The organism is Streptomyces odontomachicola, from assembly GCF_039605595.1.
Classification (GTDB): Bacteria; Actinomycetota; Actinomycetes; order Streptomycetales; family Streptomycetaceae; genus Streptomyces.
In genome coordinates this window covers 51,961-68,706 of the sequence record NZ_JBCFOK010000006.1, presented here as the reverse complement: position 1 = coordinate 68,706, position 16,746 = coordinate 51,961, and the positions used below count along the sequence as shown (strand labels likewise).

The following is a 16,746-nucleotide window of genomic DNA, read 5'->3' as shown; positions in this document are numbered from 1 at the left end:
CCGGGTGACGGCAGGCCGCGGGACCGGGCCACGCCGGCCGCAACCGGACCTGCCGCGGCCAGGCTATACGCAAGGGAAATTGCACAGCCCGGCCGGGGTGCAAGCGGAGCCGCAAGCAGGGCCCGCAAACGGAGCGGCCGCCACCCCTCGTACGGCGCCCACGAGCCCTCGTACGACCTACGAAAACGGGCTCAGCTCCCCCGCACCTCAAGGGAGTCGAGCAGCTCCTCCGTCGCCTCGGCGATGCGGTCGACCGCCGCGTCGAAGGCGGCCGCGTTGTGCGCGGCGGGCCGCCGGAAGCCGGAGATCTTGCGGACGTACTGCAGCGCCGCCGCGCGCACGTCCTCCTCGGTGACGGACTCGGCGTAGGGCGGCCTCAGGGTCTTGATGCTTCGGCACATGCCCCGAAGGTACGGCCGCGGGAGCCCGTGCGCGCCCGGTTCCTCCGTTCACCCGTTCGGCCTAATGCGGGGAGAGCCGCGTACACCTGCCGCCGGGTCCCGGAGGCCCGCGAGTACGGGGGCACGCTCGGCTCGTGGCGCACCGCGCGCCGCGCAGCCCGCCGCGCGGAAGACGGCGCGTGCGGAGCGCGGTTGCGGCGTCGCCCGAGGCGGAGCGTGATGGGTGCTGCGGGTGCCAAGCGACAGCGGCACAGTGCTGTCGGCGCTCACGGACAAGAGGAGTGGTCTGCATGACAACCGACGGTGAGCTGCAGGGCCTGACGGTGTACGACGACGAAGGCAGCCGGATCGGGAACGTCGGACAGGTCTATCTCGACGACCGGACCGGGCAGCCGGAGTGGGTGACCGTCAAGACGGGCCTCTTCGGCTCCAAGGAGAGCTTCGTACCGCTGGAGAACTGTCAGCGGCAGGGCGACGGCCTGCACATCCCGTACAGCAAGGAGACGGTCAAGGAGGCCCCGCGCATGGAGGCGGGCGAACACCTCGACCAGCCCGACGAGGCGCGGCTGTACTCCCACTACGGGATCGGCGGTACGTCGGGTACCGGCACCGGGAAGGACACCGGCGACACCTCCGGGCGCGGCGGGCGGCAGGACGCCATGAGCGGCGGCGACATGTCCGGCACGGCGACCGGGACCGCGGGCATGGCGGGCGCCGGCGCGGGTGCGGGCATGGGCGCGGCGGGCATGACGGGCCGCGGCGAGCGCGGAACCGGGCACGACGCGTCGATGCACGCCGACTCGATGCGCGGCACCTCGTCGAAGCACGACACCTCGATGCGCGGCACCTCGAAGGAGGGGACGGGCACGGGCTCCGCCGGCGACCAGAGCATGATCCGCTCCGAGGAGCAGTTGCGGGTCGGCACGGAGGAGCACGAGAGCGGCCACGCGCGGCTGCGGAAGTACGTGGTCACCGAGCACGTCACCACGACCGTCCCGGTCAGCCACGAGGAGGTCGAGGTCATCCGCGAGCCGATCCCGGAGAAGGACCGCGGCTCCTACGCGGGCGGCGACATCGGCGAGGCCGAGGTCGAGGTGGTCCTGCACGCCGAGGAGCCGCGGGTCAGCAAGGAGACCGTGGCCGTCGAGCGGGTCAGGCTGCAGACCGAGAAGGTCACCGAGCAGCAGGAGGTCTCGGCCGACGTGCAGAAGGAGCAGGTCGACTACGAGAACGACGCTGAGCGGAAGGGCAAGGGCCGCCAGCAGTAGCGCCGCACCGCCGGCACCGGCCCCCGTACGGGCGCGTCGACTCCACTTCCCCTTGCGGGAGTCGGCGCGCCCTTACGACGGCCCCGGACGGCCTCCGTGCCCCGCGCCCGGCTCAACGCCCCGGCTACAGCGCTCCGTCCAGCATCCCGGTCACCCAGTCGTGGAACGCCCTGATGTGGTGCTCGCTGGGGACGAGGACGCCGCCGTGCCGGTAGGCGCGGGAGGCCATCGCGGGCTGGGTACGCTCGCACGCGTCGAAGTCCTGCGTGTTGACCCGGTGGAAGAGCTCGGCCGAGCGCTCGATGTCGGCGCCGGACTCGATCACCTCGGGCGCGTACAGCCAGTCGCACTCGACGACCGTGCGGTCGTGCGCCATCGGGAACATCCGGTGCACGATCACGTGGTCCGGCACCAGGTTCACGAAGACCTGCGGCTTGACCGTCATCGCGTAGTACCGCCGGTCCTGGTCCTCCGCGAGCTCGGGCAGCCGCGCGAAGCCCGGGCTCCCGTCCACCGTGAAGCCCGAGGTCTCCTCGGAGAAGGCCGCGCCGTGGCCCACGTAATATTGCGCCGCGAGACCGTTCGCGAACTCCGGGAGCACCTCGGTGAGTTCGGGGTGGATGGTGGCGCAGTGGTAGCACTCCATGAAGTTCTCGACGATGAGCTTCCAGTTGGCCGCCACGTCGTACGTGGTGCGCCTGCCCAGCGCCAGGCCCTCGGTGCGGTAGCGCTCGATGGAGGCGGCGTCGCCGAGCCGTTCGACGGCCGCGCCGATCACGGTCTCCTCGAACGAGGGCGGATCGGCCGACAGGCACACCCAGGCGTAGCCCAGCCACTCGCGCAGCGACACGGCGCGCAGCCCGTATTCATCCCGGTCCACGTCGGGCATGCCGCCGAGGTTGGGCGCGGCGGCGAGCCGTCCGTCCAGGTCGTACGTCCACGCGTGGTAGGGGCACTGGAGCGCGCGCCGCACCTGACCGCTCTCCTCGGTGCACAGACGCGCGCCGCGGTGCCGGCACACGTTGAGGAACGCGCGCAGCTCGCCCTTCCTGTTGCGGGTGACCAGCACGCTCTCGCGGCCGACCTGAACGGTGCGGAAGGCGCCGGGAGTTGCCAGGTCGGCCGAGCGCACGGCGCAGAACCAGAGCGATTCGAAGATCTTCTCCTGCTCCTGCCGGAAGACCTCGGGGTCGGTGTAGCAGTGTCCGGGGAGGGTGGCGATGAGGCTGGTGGCCTCGGGCGTCATGGTCATGGGCGCGCTCCGTGCAGCAGGTGGGCCGAGGGGGATGCGGAGGAGGATGCGGGGAGGGTCGCGGAGGGACGGCGCGGGTCGAAGAGGCCGATGGGGTGCCCCGTACTGCCGGTCAGCGCGAGATCGGCGGCGATCTCCCCCACCACCGGCGCGAACTTGAAGCCGTGCCCGGAGAACCCGCAGGCCACGACCGTGGTCCCGGGATACTCCGGATGCGGCCCGAGCACGAAGTTCTGGTCGGGGCTGGTGGTATACATGCACGCCACCGACTTCAGGTGCTCCCCCGGCAGCGTGGGGATCCGCGCGGCCAAGTGCTCCGCCATGTCCGCCACTTCGTCCGGGTGCACCGTGCGGTCGAGGGTGTCCGGGGTGCACACGGTGCCGCGCCGGAAGAAGGCCACCTTGGCCCCTCCCGAGGGACCGTCCAGCGCGGGGAAGCCGTACATCTGGACGCCCTCGGTGTCCTCCCACAGATAGACCGGGTGCGTCGCGGGGTCGTAGGGCCCGGTGCCCCCGCTGGGCCGGAACCAGTGCATGAGCTGCCGCTCGACGGTGAACGGCACGCCCAGGTCGTCGAGCAGGCCCGGGGCCCAGGCCCCGGGGCAGATCACGAGCCGGCCCGCCGTGTAGGTGTCCTGGGTGGTGTGCACGCGTACACCGGTGCCGCCGGGCAGTTCCTCCCAGCGGATCACCGGCTCCTCGAAGTGCAGGTCGGCGCCGCCGCGCAGGGCCAGTTGGAGCTGCGCCGCGACGGTGTTCTCGGGGCGCAGGAACCCGGCGCGTGCCTCGTACAGCGCCACCTCGTCCTCGCGCGGGGTCAGGGTCGGGAAGCGGCGGCGCACCTCGGCGGCGTCCAGCGTCTCGTGCGGCAGCTCCCACTTCCGCGCCGAGCGCAGGCTGCCGGAGACGGCGCGGCTCTCCGGGCGGCCGATCATGATGCCGCCGCACAGCGTGGCGATGTCCCGGCCGGTGTCCCGCTCCAGCTCCCCGTACAGCTCGTACGCGCGCAGCAGCAGCGGTACGTAGGCCGGATCCTCGAAGTACGCCTGCCGGGTCAGGCGCGAACCGCCGTGGCTGGAGCCGCGGTCGTGCACCGGGCCGTGCCGCTCCAGGCCCAGCACCCGCGCGCCGCGCGCGCTCAGATGGTGGGCGGCGGCGCTGCCCATGCCGCCGAGGCCGATGACGATCACGTCATGGAGAGGAGCCATGGATGCCTCCCGAGGTGGTGCTGCGACGTGTGGGGCTCAGCGGCGGATGCGGGTCATCCGCGGGTCGAACAGCGGCTCCTCGGCGACGGTCGCGGGGACCTTCTCGCCGAAGTACTCGATGTGCACGGGCGTGCCCGGTACGGAAGCGGACGCGGGCAGCCAGGCGTAGGCCACGCAGCGGCCGAGGGTGTAGCCGTAGGCGGCGCTGGTGACGTAGCCCGCGGACTCCCCGTCCACGAACACCGGCTCGTTGCCCAGCACGATCGCGGCCGGGTCGTCGGCGGTGAGGCAGGTCAGGCGGCGCTCCGCGGTCTCCTGGGAGCGGCCGGCGATCGCCTCGCGGCCGACGAAGGAGCCCTTGTCGGGGCGCACCGCGAAGGCGAGCCCGGCCTCGTACGGATCGTGCTCGGTGGTCATGTCGGCGCCCCAGGCGCGGTAACCCTTCTCCAGGCGCAGCGAGTTGAAGGCGCTGCGGCCTCCCGCCACGATCCCGTGCGGCCGCCCGGCCTCCCACAGCGTGTCCCAGAGCCGGAGCCCCAGGTCGGCGGTGGTGTAGAGCTCCCATCCGAGCTCGCCGACATAGCTCACGCGCAGCGCGGTGACCGGGACGTGTCCGATGTGCGCGCGCTTGGCCCTGAAGAAGCCGAAGCCCTCGTGCGAGAAGTCCTCGCGGGTGAGCGGCTGCACCACATCCCGCGCCCGCGGCCCCCACACACCGACGCAGCAGGTGCCCGCGGTGATGTCGCGCACCTGCACGCCGGGCGGCGCGTTGCGGACCAGCCAGTCGAGGTCGGCGGGGCTGTTGGCGCCGACCTGGAAGTGGTTCAGGCCGAGCCGCGCGACGGTCAGGTCGCTGCGGATGCCGCCCGCGGGGTCGAGCAGCAGCGTGTAGGTGACCGAACCGACCCTCTTGGCGAGCTGATTGGTCGTCATGAACTGGAGGAAGTCCAGCGACCCGGGCCCGCTGACCTCCAGCCTGCGCAGCGGCGTCATGTCGTACAGCGCCACCCGCTCCCGCGTGGCCAGCGCCTCGGCCGCCGCGACCGGCGACCAGTAGCGCGCCGACCACGCGTCACGCTCGGGGAGTTCCAGTCCGTGCGCGAGCGGCGCGTTGGCCTCGTACCAGTGCGGGCGCTCCCAGCCTCCCGCCTCCAGGAAGAACGCGCCGAGCTCCCGCTGCCGCGGATAGAAGGGGCTGGTACGCAGCGGGCGCGGCTCCTCCATGGGCTGGAGGGGGTGGATCACGTCGTAGACCTCGGTGAAGTTCCGCGCGCCGCGCTCCTCGACGTACGCGGGCGAGCGCTGGGCCTCCTCGAAGCGGTGCAGGTCGCAGCCGTGGATGTCGGTGGTGCTGCGCCCGTCGGTCATCAGCTCGGCGACCGCGCGCGCCGCTCCGGCCGAGTGCGTGACCCACACGGCCTCGGCGAGCCAGAAGCCGCGCAGCGCGCGGGACTCGCCCAGCACCGGATTGCCGTCGGGGGTGAAGGAGAAGACCCCGTTGAAGCCGTCGGCGACCCGCGAACCCGCCAGCGCGGGCAGCAGCTTGACGCTGTCGTCCCAGCTCGGCGCGAAGTCCTCCTTGGTGAAGGGCAGCGAGGACGGCATGACCTCGCTGTCGTCGTAGGAGGGCACGGCGAACGGGTCGACGGGCAGCGGCCGGTGCGCGTACGTCCCGATGCCCAGGCACTCGGCGCCCGGAGTCAGGTGCTCCCGGTAATAGAGGTCCCGGTCCTGGAAGCGCAGGATCGGCCGCCGCGCCTCCTTGAGCCCGTCGCCCCTGCCGTCCAGCGCGGGCAGCGGCGCGGTGGTCGCGTACTGGTGCGCCAGCGGCAGCAGCGGTACGTCCACCCCGGCCATCCGCCCGATGACCGGGCCCCAGAAACCGGCGGCGGAGACCACGTGATCGGCGGGGAACGTGCCCCGGTCGGTCACCACTCCGGTGACCCGCCCGTCCTCGCGCTCGATCCCGGTGACCGTGTGCCGCTCCAGAAAGCGCGCCCCGCGGGCGGCCGAACGTTCCATCTGCGCGCGGCAGGCGGGCACGGCGCGGGCCAGCCCGTCGTCGGGGGTGTGCAGTCCGCCGAGCACGACGTCGGGGTCGAGCATCGGCCACAGCTCGTGGCACCGGCGCGGGCCCACGAGTTCGGCACTGATCCCCCAGGAGGCGGCGAGCCCCGCCTTGCGGTGCAGGTCGGCCCAGCGCGCCTCGGTGGTGGCGACCTCGAGCCCTCCGACGGGGAGGAAGCAGGAACGGCCGTCCGCCTGAAGGGAGCTCAGCTTCTGCACCGTATAGATCGCGAGGTCGGTCATGGTCTTGCAGGCGTTGGTACGGAAGACCAGGCCCGGGGCGTGCGAGGTGGAGCCGCCCGGCGCGGGCAGCGGCCCCTGCTCCAGGACGGTGACCTCGCGCCAGCCGCGCTCGGTGAGCTCGTCGGCGAGGGAGCAGCCGACGATGCCGGCGCCGATGATGACGACCTTCTCGCGGGTGGCAGACATACCGCTCCTCCTGAGAAACGGGGGCTCTTCTGCTGAGGTGCTGCCGAGCGGACGGCGCCGGTGCGGACGCCGGTGTCTGTAGGTGCTGGTGGAGGAGCGTGCGGGGGCTGCGGCCGACAGTTCTTCCAGAGGCTGGAGTTCAGGGACCGGGCCTCAGAGGACGACGACGGAGCGCAGCACCTCGCCGCGCTGCATCGAGGCGAAGGCGGACTCCACCTCGTGCAGGGAGATCTTCTCGGTGACGAAGGCGCGGAGATCGAGCTTGCCGTTGAGATAGCGGTCGATCAGCACGGGGAAGTCCCTGCTGGGCAGGCAGTCCCCGTACCAGGACGGCTTGATGGCGCCGCCCCGCGCGAACACGTCGGCGAGCGGCAGGTCCAGGCGCGCGCCGTGCCCCGGCACGCCGACCTGGACGAGCACTCCGGCGAGGTCGCGCATGTAGAAGGCCTGGCGGAAGGTCTCCGGGCGGCCCACGGCGTCGATCACCACATCGGCCCCGTAGCCCCCGGTGAGCTCCCGCACGGTGTCCACGGGGTCGCCCCCGAGGGCCGTCACCGCGCGGGAGTTGACGGTGTGGGTGGCGCCGAAGCGGGAGGTCAGGTCCAGCTTGGCGTCGTCGATGTCCACGGCGATCACCCGTCGGGCCCCGGAGTGCGCCGCGCCGGCGATCGCCGCGTTGCCGACCCCGCCGCAGCCGATGACCACGACGGTGTCGCCGTTGCCGACCTCTCCGGTGTGCGCGGCCGCGCCGTAGCCGGCCATCACGCCGCAGCCGACGAGCCCGGCCGCCTCGGGCCGCGCCGCGGGATCGACCCGCACCGCCTGGCCCTCGGCCACCAGGGTCTTCTCGGCGAAGGCGCCCACGCCGAGCGCCGGGGTGAGCGGGGTGCCGTCCACGAGGGTCATGGGCTGCGCGGCGTTGCGGCTCTCGAAGCAGTACCACGGGCGGCCGCGGCGGCAGGAGCGGCAGCTTCCGCAGGGGGCGCGCCACGCGAGCACCACGAAGTCGCCGGCCCGGAGCGTGTCCACGCCGGGCCCCGTGGCCTCGATGATTCCGGACGCCTCATGGCCGAGCAGAAAGGGGAAGTCGTCGTTGATCTCGCCGTCCCGATAGTGCAGATCGGTGTGGCAGACTCCGCACGCCTGGACGGAGACCAGCACTTCCCCGGGACCCGGATCGGGAACGGTGATCGTCTGGACCTCGACCGGAGCGTCCCTCTTGGCAGCGATGACAGCACGAACGTCGTAAGGCATGCCTGCACCTCTCGCTGTTGCGCACTGCACGACCAGTTGCGCTATGAGAGACATCGTGAAGAGCACCCAGGGTCACCGTCAAGAGCTGTGGGTTAACCCGGTGTAAGAACGCGTTCCGCACGCGCCGACGTGGGGAAACGGCGGAGGAAGGGCGCGGATGACGGCGCGTCGGGAGAACGGCCCCGCACACGGAACCGGGGCCGGAGGAACACCCTCCGGCCCCGGCCCGGGAGAACGCGGGAACGTCAGAACGCGTAGCCCATGCGCCGCGAGAGCTTCTCGGCCGCCGCCATGGTGCGCTTCGCCAGATGCGGCAGCCGCTCCTCGTCCAGCCTGTACGCGGGACCCGACACGCTGATCGCGCCGATCACCGCGCCGTCGTGCCCGTACACCGGCGCGGCGACCGCGTGCAGTCCGACCTCCAACTCCTCGACGGCGACCGCGAATCCGCGCTCGACCACGACGGCCAGCTCCTCGCGCAGATCGTTCGCCGAGGTGACGGTGCGTTCGGTGAAGCGCGGCAGCTTGCGGCCCAGCACACGGTCCTGCACCGAGGACGGCTCGTACGCGAGCAGCGTCTTGCCGCTGGACGTCGCGTGCAGCGGCGTGCGCCGGCCGAACCAGTTCTGCGCCGTGACCGACGAAGGGCCTCTGGCCTGCATGATGTTGACGGCCGCGTCGTCGTCGAGCACCGCGATGTTGGCGGTCTCGCCCAGCTCCTCGGCGAGCTCCCTGCACACCGGCGCCCCGGCCTGCGAGATGTCCAGCCGTACGGCGGCCGCCCCGGCGAGCCGCAGGATCCCGGCTCCCAGGTAGTACTTGCCGCGGTCCTGCTCCTGGGCGATCAGCCCTCGGCTCTCCAGCACGCCGATCAGGCGGAACGCGGTGGACTTGTGGACTCCCAGCTCTTCGGCGACTTCGGTGACGCCCGCCTCACCCCGTTGGGCGAGTATCTCCAGAACGCTCACCGCGCGGTCCACCGACTGCACAGAACCAGCAGATCCTCGCGTCGCCTTCTCCTCCGTGCCCGTGCCGTCCTCCGTCTTGTTGCTCATACGTCAGTTCTCACCACCCGGCGGCCTGGTGAGGGCCGATATCACTCGGAGAGCGCTTGACGCGCACTCTCCCTATATGGATTCTGTTGCGCATCGCGCATCGGTGCGCGCCATACGAAACTCAATGATACTGAGGAGTATGAGGGGGCCCAATGATTCCCGCCTGCCACCTCGATGACCTGCCTGCGGGCGAGTCCGTACGTATCGCCACCGAACCTCCGATCGCCGTCTTCAACGCCGACGGCGAGGTGTATGCCGTCGACGACACCTGCACCCACCAGGACGCCTCGCTCTCGGAGGGCTGGCTGGAAGGCTGTCTGGTCGAATGCCCGCTGCACGCGGCTTCATTCGATCTCCGTACCGGCGCCCCCACCTGCCTGCCTGCCCGCCGGCCGGTGCGCACCCATCCCGTGACCGTGGAAGACGGCTGGATCTACGTCCACCAATTCGCCCAGGAAGGCTCAGCCGCATGAGGACCGTCACCATCGTCGGCGCCTCGCTGGCTGGACTATACGCCGCCACCGCGCTGCGCTCCCAGGGCTACGACGGGCGGCTGGTGATCGTGGGAGACGAGCGGCACGCTCCCTACGACCGGCCGCCGCTGTCCAAGAACTTCCTGACCGGCGCCGCCGTCGAGCACCAACTCGCCCTGGCGGACGCGCAGGACACCGACGAGCTCGCGGCCGAATGGCTGCTGGGCACGCGCGCCCGCGCGCTCGACCCCGCGGGGGGAGCCGTCCACCTGGAGGACGGCTCAGCCGTGCCGACCGACGGCGTGGTCATCGCCACCGGCGCGAGCCCGCGCACCCTGCCCGGGCCGCGGCTGGCCGGGGTGCACACCCTGCGCACCCTCAACGACGCGTACGCCCTCAAGGCGAGCCTGTCGCGGGGCCAGGCGCGGGTCGTGGTGATCGGCGCGGGCTTCATCGGGGCCGAAGTGGCCAGCTCCTGCAGCTCGTTGGGCCACCATGTGACCGTGATCGAGGCGGCGCGGCAGCCGCTGTCGCCGCAGCTCGGCGAGGAGATGGCCGGGCACTGCACGGCGCTGCACGCGGATCACGGCGTCACGCTCCTCACCGGTACGGGAGTCGCCGCGCTGCACGGCGACGGCTCCGGGCCCGGCGGCGCGGGCGGCCGGGTGGCCTGGGTGGAGCTGGACAACGGGCGGATGCTGCCCGCCGACGTGGTGGTGGTCGGCATCGGCGTACGGCCCAACACCGACTGGCTGGAGGGCTCGGGGCTCACCGTCGAGGACGGGGTGCTGTGCGACGCGGGCTGCGTGACGGCGCTGCCGAACGTGGTGGCCGTCGGCGATGTGGCCCGGGTCAGCGGGGTGCGCAGCGAGCACTGGACCAGCGCCTCGCAGCAGCCGGAGACGGCGGTGCGGAATCTGCTGGCGGGCGGGACGGTGGAGACCCACAGCGGGCTCCCCTACTTCTGGTCGGACCAGTACGGCGTGCGCATCCAGTTCGCCGGGCGGCGGGAGTCCGGCGACCAGGTGCGGGTGGTCGAGGGATCCCCGGACGACCGCAGCTTCCTCGCGGTGTACGAGCGCGAGGAGCGGACCACGGCGGTGCTCGCGCTCAACAGGCCGCGCCCCTTCACGCGGTTGCGGCGGCAACTGGCCGGGGCCGCGCTGCCGGCCACGGCCTGAGCTGTCGGCTCCGGCCTGAGGGAAGCGGCCTGACGGGCGGTCCGGGAGCGGGGCGGGGCCGGGGCGGCGTACCGCCTCAGCCCGCCTCGCGCTCCCGGTAGCCGTTCTCGTACTCCTCGGCGATGCGCTGGACGGCGGCCTCCTCCTCGGAGGCCGCCGTCTCGCCGCTGCCGTCGTCGGAGGCGATCAACTCGCTCTCCTCGTCCGCCTCCAGGCCCTCGTCGGGCGAGACCAGATGGCCGGCCCGCACCCGCGCCGCCTCCTCGCGGTCGCCCTCGGGATCGGTCCACTCCGGGTCCAGCGGCTCGCCGTCGGGGGTCCATCCGTCGTCGGCGCCGTCGCCGTCCGGCACCACGACGTCCGGCTCCTCCTCGGCGAGGTGCTGGTCCAGCGATTCGCCGCGTTCCCGCTCGGCGGCGGTGTCGCCGTAGTGCTCCGCGCCGAGCGGCCGGTCGGGTGGCGCATAGCCCAGGTCGTAGGGGTCCTGGGGTGCGCCGAGACTGTCGGTGAGGAGGGTGTCCTCGGCATCCAGCAGTCCCTCGTCGTCCTGCACCTCGGACCCGTCGGGCTGGTAGACCTCGTCCCCGAACACTGAGTCGCCGTCCACGTCCGCCTCCAGGGTCTCCTTCACTCCAGGGTGCCAGTCCGCGGCCGTGCTCGCGGTCCGGGGCCCGGGCCGCGCGGAGGGCGGGGCGCTGCGGGAGCCCGCGCCGGGGCCGGAGCGCGGGTCAGCCGGCCGCCGAACCCGCCGGGCTGCGGTCGGCGGGCACCGCGTCCCACTGGCTCCTGTCCGTGGGGTACCAGCGGTCGCCGCGCTGCTCGGCCAGCCCGTAACGGGCCAGCCCCGACAGATGCTTGCGCACGGTCGCGGGGGTGTAGCCCGCGCTGCCGCTGAGCTCCTCGGCCGTGCTGCCGCCTTCGCCGCTCTCGCCCAGCGCCTCCCACGTACGGGCCGCCGTCCTGCCCAGTCCCCCTTCCTTGGCGGGGCTGGTGAAGACGGGCGCGTACTGCTCACCGCCGGAGGCGGCCCCGGCGGCCGTCCCGGCGGCGGCTCCTGCGGGGGCGGCTTCGGCCTTGGTGCGCTCGCCCGGGGCGCCCTGCGCCGGTGTCGTGGAGGAGGCCGGTTTCGTGGCCTGGGCCGGTGTCGTGTCCCGGGCCGTGGCCTGCGCCTTCGCCGTGCCCGGGGGTGCCGGGCGCTCTCCGCCGCCCGCGTGGGCGGGGGCCGGTGCCGTGGTGGCCGGTGCCGTGGTGGCCTGTGCCGTGGTGGCCTGTGCCGTGGTGGCCTGTGCCGTGGTGGCCTGTGCCGTGGTGGCCGCGGTCCGCTCCGGCTCGCGCGCGCGTTCGCGTCCGGGGCCTGCCGGGCGGGGCGTGCGGTTCACCGTGCGGTGCTTCCGTCCCTTCTGCCGCTTGCTCATCGCGTCGTGCCTCCATCTGTGTCGTGCGTTCGGTTTTCGATCTCTCCTGTGCCAACGAGGGGGCGCGGCGGCGGGCGTTCCGCCAATCGGGCTGTCGCGACTCCTCCGTACGCGTGCCGCACGTCCGCCCGAGGGCCGCGGGGGCGGGCGTACGGGCCGGTGCGGGGCCATTTCGCGACCCCTTGCCGGAGGAGGCGGGAGGCCATACGTTCGCGAATCCGTACGGTCCCGGCCGCTACCAGCGTGGAGGCGTCGAAGATGACCGGACACGAACCGGCCGCCGAGCCCGCGGGCCCCGAGGAGGCCGGGGTACCCGCGGCGGACGGCGGGGAACACCACGGGGGTCACCGCTCCCCCGTGACCGCCGAGTTCATCGCCGACTGGCGGAACGCCGCGTACGGCTGCTTCTCCTCGGGGCACAAGTTCTGCCGCGAGGTGTGCCCCGTGATGCAGGTGACGCGGAACGAGTCCTGGACGCCCACGGCCTTCCACGCCGACGTGGTGGCGATGGAGCAGGGCGAGCTGTCCGTGGAGGACGTCGCCGAGGACTTCGTGAACTGCACCCAGTGCGGCGCCTGCGAACTGCGCTGCCCCAACACCCTCTTCACCGGCGACTTCTACCGCTTCCGCACGCGCACCGTCGACCTCGTCAAGCAGATGCGGGCGCTCGCCGTGGACGAGGGGGTGCACCAGCCCGGATACCGGCGCTGGAACGCGCTCACGGAGCAGCGCTCCCACGAGCCCGTGCTCGGCGACGTACCCGTGGACCAGGCGCACGTACGGGACTGGGCCGCGGGGCTCGGCCTTCCCGTCGGCGGCGAGACCGTGCTGTTCGTGGACTGCGAGGCGGCGTTCTTCCGTACGTCGGTGCCGCGGGCGGTGGCCCAGGTGCTGCAACTCGCGGGCGTGGACTTCGGGTTGATGCGCGAGCAGTGGTGCTGCGGCGGGCCCGCGGCGGAGATGGGGTACCGGGACCAGGCGCGGCGGTTCGCCGAGCACAACCTCGCGGACTGGCGGGCGAGCGGCACGCGGCGCGTCCTGGTGCTGGACCCGCATGACTACGTGACATTTACAGAGGACTACGCGGCCTACTTCGGCGAGGACTTCGACATCGAGGTGGTGCTGGTGGTGGAGCTGCTCGCCGAATTGATCGCGGACGGGACCCTCACCCCGAGCGTGCCGGTCGAGCGCACCGTGACCTACCACGATCCGTGCCGCCTCAATAAGCGGAAGGGCGTGTGGGAGGAGCCGCGCGCGATCCTGCGGGCGATCCCGGGGCTGGCCTTCCGCGATGTGGACCGGGTGACGCAGTGGTCGTACTGCTCGGGCGCGGGCGGCGGACTGCCGGTCGAGAAGCCGGAGTTGACCGCCCGGATCAGTGCCTCGCGCATGGAGAAGGCCGCCGAGCTGGAGGTGGACACGCTGGTCTCGGCCTGCCCCTGGTCGGAGCGGCCGCTGTCGGAGGCGGGGGCCGAGCGCGCGATCGACGTGGTGGACCTGCACGAACTGCTCGCGGAGTCGCTGGGCATCGAGGCCGGCGGGAGCACGGGAGGGGGTGCGCGATGACCGCCGCGCCGCAGCTCTCCGACCGCGTGCTGGCCGAGCTGACCTGCGTACTCGGCGGGGAACACGTGCTGACCTCGAAGACCGCGCGAATGAACCGGGCCAGGGTGCCCGCGCCCTTCCCCGTACACAGGTGGCGGGAGCGTGTGCCGGATCTGGTGGTGCTGCCGGGGTCGGGCGAGGAGGTCGCCGAGGTCGTGCGGATCGCGAACGCGCACCGCATCCCGATCGTGCCGCGGGACGGCGGCACGGGGCTCACCGACGGCGCTGTGCCCGAGCGCCGCGGCATCGTGGTGGACGTCAAGCGGATGAACGCGGTCGAGGAGATCGACACCGACAACCGCACGTGCACGGTGGGCACCGGCATCAGCATGCTCAAGCTGAACGAGGTGCTGGCGCCGCACGGCCTCATCTATCCCGACGACCCGGCGTCCTACCCGTGTTCGCTGGTCGGCGGGCGGATCGGGACGAGCGGGTGGTCGCTGGTGGGGTCGCGGTACGGGCACTCCAGGGACCTGGTGCTGAGCTTCGAACTGGTCCTGCCCACCGGGAAGTTGATCCGGGTCGGCGACGGCGGCGGCGCCAAGGTGTCCAAGAGCTCCAGCGGCTACCAGCTCAAGCACCTGTTCATGGGCCACCAGGGCACGCTCGGGATCGCGACCCGCGCGACGCTGAAGCTGTATCCGAAACCCGAGGCCGAATTCTCGCCATTCTGGGCGTTCGCCGACTACGACGCGGCGCACCGCTGCGTACAGCGGCTGGCGCACGCCGGGGTGGCGACCTTCGCGGGAGCGGTGCTCTTCGACGAGTGGAAGGTGGACTACCTGCGCCGGGACGACGAGGCGTACATCCCGCAGCCGGCCGACGTGAAGGCCCTGGTGTGCGCGGTCGCCTACGGGAACGAGGACGAAGTACGCGCAGGTGGGCGCCGGTTGATGCGCACCGCGCGGGACGCGGGCGCCCGCTATCTGGGCGACGAGATCTCGCAGGGCGACTGGGCGGCACGGCACGACCGCTACGCGACGCCGCTGCACGGCCGCACGCGCGAGGGCCAGGTGGTCCCGATGAGCTGGCACTGCGAGGACGCGGCGATCAACTGGACACGGCTGCCCGCGGTACGCCGCGAGTGGCACGGGATCGTACGGAGGCTCCGCGAGCGGCACGGGATCTTCGACGACTGGGGCATGTTCTGCTACACCAGCGCGGACACCGGCGTCGACTATCTGACCGAGATCGACGTCGGCATCTGGGAGCAGGAGCTGGACGACGCGGCGTGGGCCGCGTGGGTGGAGGCCAAGCGCGAGATCGCCGCCGTCGCCCTCGCGCACGGCGGCTCCATCTCCGCGTGCCACGGCTCCTGCCGCGAGGGCGAGGTGGACCTCGTACCCCTCGAACTGGGCGGCGGCTACGACGTGATGCTCGGCGTGAAGCGCGCGCTGGACCCGAACGGCATCATGAACCCGGGCAAGTACGGGCTGGACCGCGCGTACGAGGAGGGGGAGGCATGATGAGCGGCTATCGGTACGAGGACGAGCACACCCCTCCGCCCGCGCGGCGTGCCAGCGAGGTCGCGGTGGAGCGCTTCCCGCACCTCTTCGAGGTGGACCCGCGGCTGATGACGGTGCACGTGGCCCAGCAGGTCTTCCCCAACTGGGACACGCTCCGGATCGCCGCAAGCCGGGCCGGCCACCTGGAGTGGATGCACCGGCACTGGGCAGCGCGGGTGATCTCGGGGCAAGAGCTCCTGGACGGGCTCGACGCGCCGGACGGCCCCGCCCCGCAGGACCCTGGCGCTACTCCGGGTCCTGCGGCGCGGGAAGGCTGATGGCGATCTCGAAGCCGCCGTCGGGGCGCGGGCCCGAGGTCATGGTGCCCCCGGCGAGGCGCACCCGTTCGCCGAGCCCGATGAGGCCGTGGCCGCCGCTGGGCAGCAGGGGCTCCCCGGCACTCTTGGGCCCGGGGCGCGAGTTGGCCACGGTCACCCGCAGCTCCCCCACCCCGTAGTCGAGCCGCACCTGCGCGTCGGAACCCGGCGCGTGCTTGTGCACGTTGGTGAGCCCCTCCTGCACCACCCGGTGCGCGGCGCGCTCGGCGGGGTCGGGCAGCGCCCGGGGCTCGCCCTCGACCAGCAGCTCGGCGTGCAGTCCCGCGGCGCGCGAGGAGTCCACCATCGCGGCGACGCGGTCCCGCAGCGTCTGGGGCGCGTCGGCCTCCTCGCCCTTGTCCTCTCCCGGCGTGCTGCGCAACACCCCGATCATCTCGCGCAGTTCGTCGAGCGCCTGGCGCCCGGCCGTGCGGATGGTGGCCGCCGCCTCCTTCGTGGTGTCCGGGTCGTGCGCGATCGCCTCCAGCGCGTTGGCGTGCACGACCATGAGGCTCACCTGGTGGGAGACCACGTCGTGCATCTCCCCCGCGATGCGCGTGCGCTCCTCGACCCGCGCCGCCTCGGCGAGCAGGAGCTGCTCGCGCTCGGCCCGTTCGGCGCGCTCCACGAGCCCGGCGAGCACGGCGCGCCTGGCCCCCACGTACAGGCCGATCACCAGGGGCAGCAGCACCTGGACGGCGAAGCCGAACATGACCCAGTTGAAGAAGACGCCGAGCGTGAGGTGTGTGAAGTAGCCCCACGGCGCGAAGGCCAGCAGGCCCAGGCCCGCCGTGCCCCAGGTGACCAGGCGGTTGCGCGGTCCGCGGTAGGCGCCGACCGCGTAGAAGGCGAAGAGCGGGCTGAACAACGTGGAGTGCAGCAGGTGGCCGCCCATCGCCACCACCGCGACGCCGCCGGGCCAGCGGCGCCTGGCGAGCAGCGCGAGCGCGAGGACGGCCGCGAGCACATGGTTCATCCACGGCGTGCCGAAGGGCCCCATCATCGGGTTCTTCACGCTGCTGGTCACCGCGAGGAACACCTCAACGGCCGTCACCAGCACGTCCGAGACCACCGGGCGGCGCAGCCACCGCCAGGCGCGGCGCGCCCAGAGGGGTGCGCCGCCCGCGGCGGTCCGGCCCGTCACCTGGCGGTGCTCCGCCGGGTGTCCCGCCAGGTGCGCGGGGCCCGTGCCCGCTGCCGTTCTCGCGCCGTCCGCGCTGCTCTTGTCGATCACCCCTACGAGGGTAGGCAACCCGGCGGCGGTCTCCGCCCCCGCCCGGCCTCCCGGCGGGGGCGCACCGTGCGGAACCCCCGCC

Annotated in this window: 15 protein-coding genes; 6 read left to right on the top strand and 9 right to left on the bottom strand. The window is 72.7% G+C overall.

Annotated elements, in window-relative coordinates; translation table 11 throughout:
• Positions 1 to 191 precede the first annotated feature (191 nt).
• Positions 192 to 401: a DUF2277 domain-containing protein gene (locus ABEE00_RS12710; protein WP_345745507.1), complete on the bottom strand. Its 210-nt coding sequence runs from the start codon at positions 399 to 401 to the stop codon at positions 192 to 194.
• Between the two features lie 290 nt (positions 402 to 691).
• Between ABEE00_RS12710 and ABEE00_RS12705 the strand changes: the two genes are divergently transcribed.
• Positions 692 to 1,669, top strand: coding sequence for a PRC and DUF2382 domain-containing protein (locus tag ABEE00_RS12705; protein ID WP_345745506.1), 978 nt, complete (start codon positions 692 to 694; stop codon positions 1,667 to 1,669).
• Positions 1,670 to 1,793: 124 nt separating this feature from the next.
• Here ABEE00_RS12705 and ABEE00_RS12700 read toward each other — a convergent pair whose 3' ends face one another.
• From ABEE00_RS12700 to ABEE00_RS12680, 5 genes are all read right to left on the bottom strand, one after another.
• Positions 1,794 to 2,921 (bottom strand): aromatic ring-hydroxylating oxygenase subunit alpha, encoded by a 1,128-nt coding sequence (locus ABEE00_RS12700; protein WP_345745505.1) that lies wholly within the window; start codon positions 2,919 to 2,921, stop codon positions 1,794 to 1,796.
• Entirely contained in the window at positions 2,918 to 4,129 is a 1,212-nt protein-coding gene (gene solA, locus ABEE00_RS12695; RefSeq protein WP_345745504.1) for an N-methyl-L-tryptophan oxidase, read from the bottom strand. Before solA ends, ABEE00_RS12700 begins: the two co-directional genes overlap by 4 nt.
• A 36-nt stretch (positions 4,130 to 4,165) precedes the next feature.
• The gene (locus ABEE00_RS12690; RefSeq protein ID WP_345745503.1) at positions 4,166 to 6,625 is read right to left on the bottom strand and encodes a GcvT family protein; all 2,460 of its coding nucleotides are present in this window, start codon (positions 6,623 to 6,625) and stop codon (positions 4,166 to 4,168) included.
• Between the two features lie 153 nt (positions 6,626 to 6,778).
• Entirely contained in the window at positions 6,779 to 7,879 is a 1,101-nt protein-coding gene (locus tag ABEE00_RS12685) for an S-(hydroxymethyl)mycothiol dehydrogenase (RefSeq protein ID WP_345745502.1), read from the bottom strand.
• A 245-nt stretch (positions 7,880 to 8,124) separates the two neighbouring features.
• The gene (locus ABEE00_RS12680; protein ID WP_345745501.1) at positions 8,125 to 8,934 is read right to left on the bottom strand and encodes an IclR family transcriptional regulator; all 810 of its coding nucleotides are present in this window, start codon (positions 8,932 to 8,934) and stop codon (positions 8,125 to 8,127) included.
• Between the two features lie 152 nt (positions 8,935 to 9,086).
• Between ABEE00_RS12680 and ABEE00_RS12675 the strand changes: the two genes are divergently transcribed.
• On the top strand, positions 9,087 to 9,407 hold the full coding sequence (locus ABEE00_RS12675; protein ID WP_345745500.1) for a bifunctional 3-phenylpropionate/cinnamic acid dioxygenase ferredoxin subunit: 321 nt from the start codon (positions 9,087 to 9,089) through the stop codon (positions 9,405 to 9,407).
• Positions 9,404 to 10,588, top strand: a complete 1,185-nt coding sequence (locus ABEE00_RS12670; RefSeq protein WP_345745499.1) for an NAD(P)/FAD-dependent oxidoreductase — start codon at positions 9,404 to 9,406, stop codon at positions 10,586 to 10,588. The genes ABEE00_RS12675 and ABEE00_RS12670 overlap by 4 nt, the downstream gene beginning before the upstream one ends.
• Before the next feature lie 76 nt (positions 10,589 to 10,664).
• On the opposite strand, the gene ABEE00_RS12665 is transcribed toward ABEE00_RS12670, so the two are convergent.
• Both ABEE00_RS12665 and ABEE00_RS12660 read right to left on the bottom strand, forming a co-directional pair.
• Complete coding sequence (locus ABEE00_RS12665) at positions 10,665 to 11,195, bottom strand: DUF5709 domain-containing protein (RefSeq protein WP_345745498.1); 531 nt, start codon at positions 11,193 to 11,195, stop codon at positions 10,665 to 10,667.
• 121 nt (positions 11,196 to 11,316) lie between these two features.
• Positions 11,317 to 12,003 carry a hypothetical protein gene (locus ABEE00_RS12660; RefSeq protein ID WP_345745497.1) on the bottom strand — a complete coding sequence of 229 codons (687 nt, stop codon included), beginning with the start codon at positions 12,001 to 12,003 and terminating at the stop codon, positions 11,317 to 11,319.
• 258 nt (positions 12,004 to 12,261) lie between these two features.
• On the opposite strand from ABEE00_RS12660, the gene ABEE00_RS12655 reads away from it, so the two are divergent.
• Genes ABEE00_RS12655 through ABEE00_RS12645 form a run of 3 tightly spaced genes read left to right on the top strand, consistent with a single transcriptional unit; the run spans position 12,262 to position 15,391 of the window.
• A complete protein-coding gene (locus ABEE00_RS12655) occupies positions 12,262 to 13,569 on the top strand; it encodes a (Fe-S)-binding protein (protein WP_345745496.1) in 1,308 nt (435 codons plus the stop codon).
• Positions 13,566 to 15,074 (top strand): FAD-binding oxidoreductase, encoded by a 1,509-nt coding sequence (locus tag ABEE00_RS12650; protein WP_345745495.1) that lies wholly within the window; start codon positions 13,566 to 13,568, stop codon positions 15,072 to 15,074. The genes ABEE00_RS12655 and ABEE00_RS12650 overlap by 4 nt, the downstream gene beginning before the upstream one ends.
• Complete coding sequence (locus ABEE00_RS12645) at positions 15,071 to 15,391, top strand: hypothetical protein (RefSeq protein WP_345745494.1); 321 nt, start codon at positions 15,071 to 15,073, stop codon at positions 15,389 to 15,391. Before ABEE00_RS12650 ends, ABEE00_RS12645 begins: the two co-directional genes overlap by 4 nt.
• Here ABEE00_RS12645 and ABEE00_RS12640 read toward each other — a convergent pair.
• Positions 15,360 to 16,664, bottom strand: coding sequence for a sensor histidine kinase (locus ABEE00_RS12640; RefSeq protein WP_345745493.1), 1,305 nt, complete (start codon positions 16,662 to 16,664; stop codon positions 15,360 to 15,362). The genes ABEE00_RS12645 and ABEE00_RS12640 overlap by 32 nt on opposite strands.
• Positions 16,665 to 16,746: the final 82 nt, after the last annotated feature.

Excerpts from the sequence above, each read along its gene's own strand:
- solA (WP_345745504.1), bottom strand. The coding sequence starts at position 4,129 with ATGGCTCCTCTCCATGACGTGATCGTCATCGGCCTCGGCGGCATGGGC.
- ABEE00_RS12675 (WP_345745500.1), top strand. The coding sequence starts at position 9,087 with ATGATTCCCGCCTGCCACCTCGATGACCTGCCTGCGGGCGAGTCCGTA.
- ABEE00_RS12660 (WP_345745497.1), bottom strand. The coding sequence starts at position 12,003 with ATGAGCAAGCGGCAGAAGGGACGGAAGCACCGCACGGTGAACCGCACG.
- ABEE00_RS12700 (WP_345745505.1), bottom strand. The coding sequence starts at position 2,921 with ATGACCATGACGCCCGAGGCCACCAGCCTCATCGCCACCCTCCCCGGA.
- ABEE00_RS12710 (WP_345745507.1), bottom strand. The coding sequence starts at position 401 with ATGTGCCGAAGCATCAAGACCCTGAGGCCGCCCTACGCCGAGTCCGTC.
- ABEE00_RS12705 (WP_345745506.1), top strand. The coding sequence starts at position 692 with ATGACAACCGACGGTGAGCTGCAGGGCCTGACGGTGTACGACGACGAA.
- ABEE00_RS12670 (WP_345745499.1), top strand. The coding sequence starts at position 9,404 with ATGAGGACCGTCACCATCGTCGGCGCCTCGCTGGCTGGACTATACGCC.
- ABEE00_RS12650 (WP_345745495.1), top strand. The coding sequence starts at position 13,566 with ATGACCGCCGCGCCGCAGCTCTCCGACCGCGTGCTGGCCGAGCTGACC.
- ABEE00_RS12690 (WP_345745503.1), bottom strand. The coding sequence starts at position 6,625 with ATGTCTGCCACCCGCGAGAAGGTCGTCATCATCGGCGCCGGCATCGTC.
- ABEE00_RS12680 (WP_345745501.1), bottom strand. The coding sequence starts at position 8,934 with ATGAGCAACAAGACGGAGGACGGCACGGGCACGGAGGAGAAGGCGACG.
- ABEE00_RS12655 (WP_345745496.1), top strand. The coding sequence starts at position 12,262 with ATGACCGGACACGAACCGGCCGCCGAGCCCGCGGGCCCCGAGGAGGCC.
- ABEE00_RS12685 (WP_345745502.1), bottom strand. The coding sequence starts at position 7,879 with ATGCCTTACGACGTTCGTGCTGTCATCGCTGCCAAGAGGGACGCTCCG.
- ABEE00_RS12645 (WP_345745494.1), top strand. The coding sequence starts at position 15,071 with ATGATGAGCGGCTATCGGTACGAGGACGAGCACACCCCTCCGCCCGCG.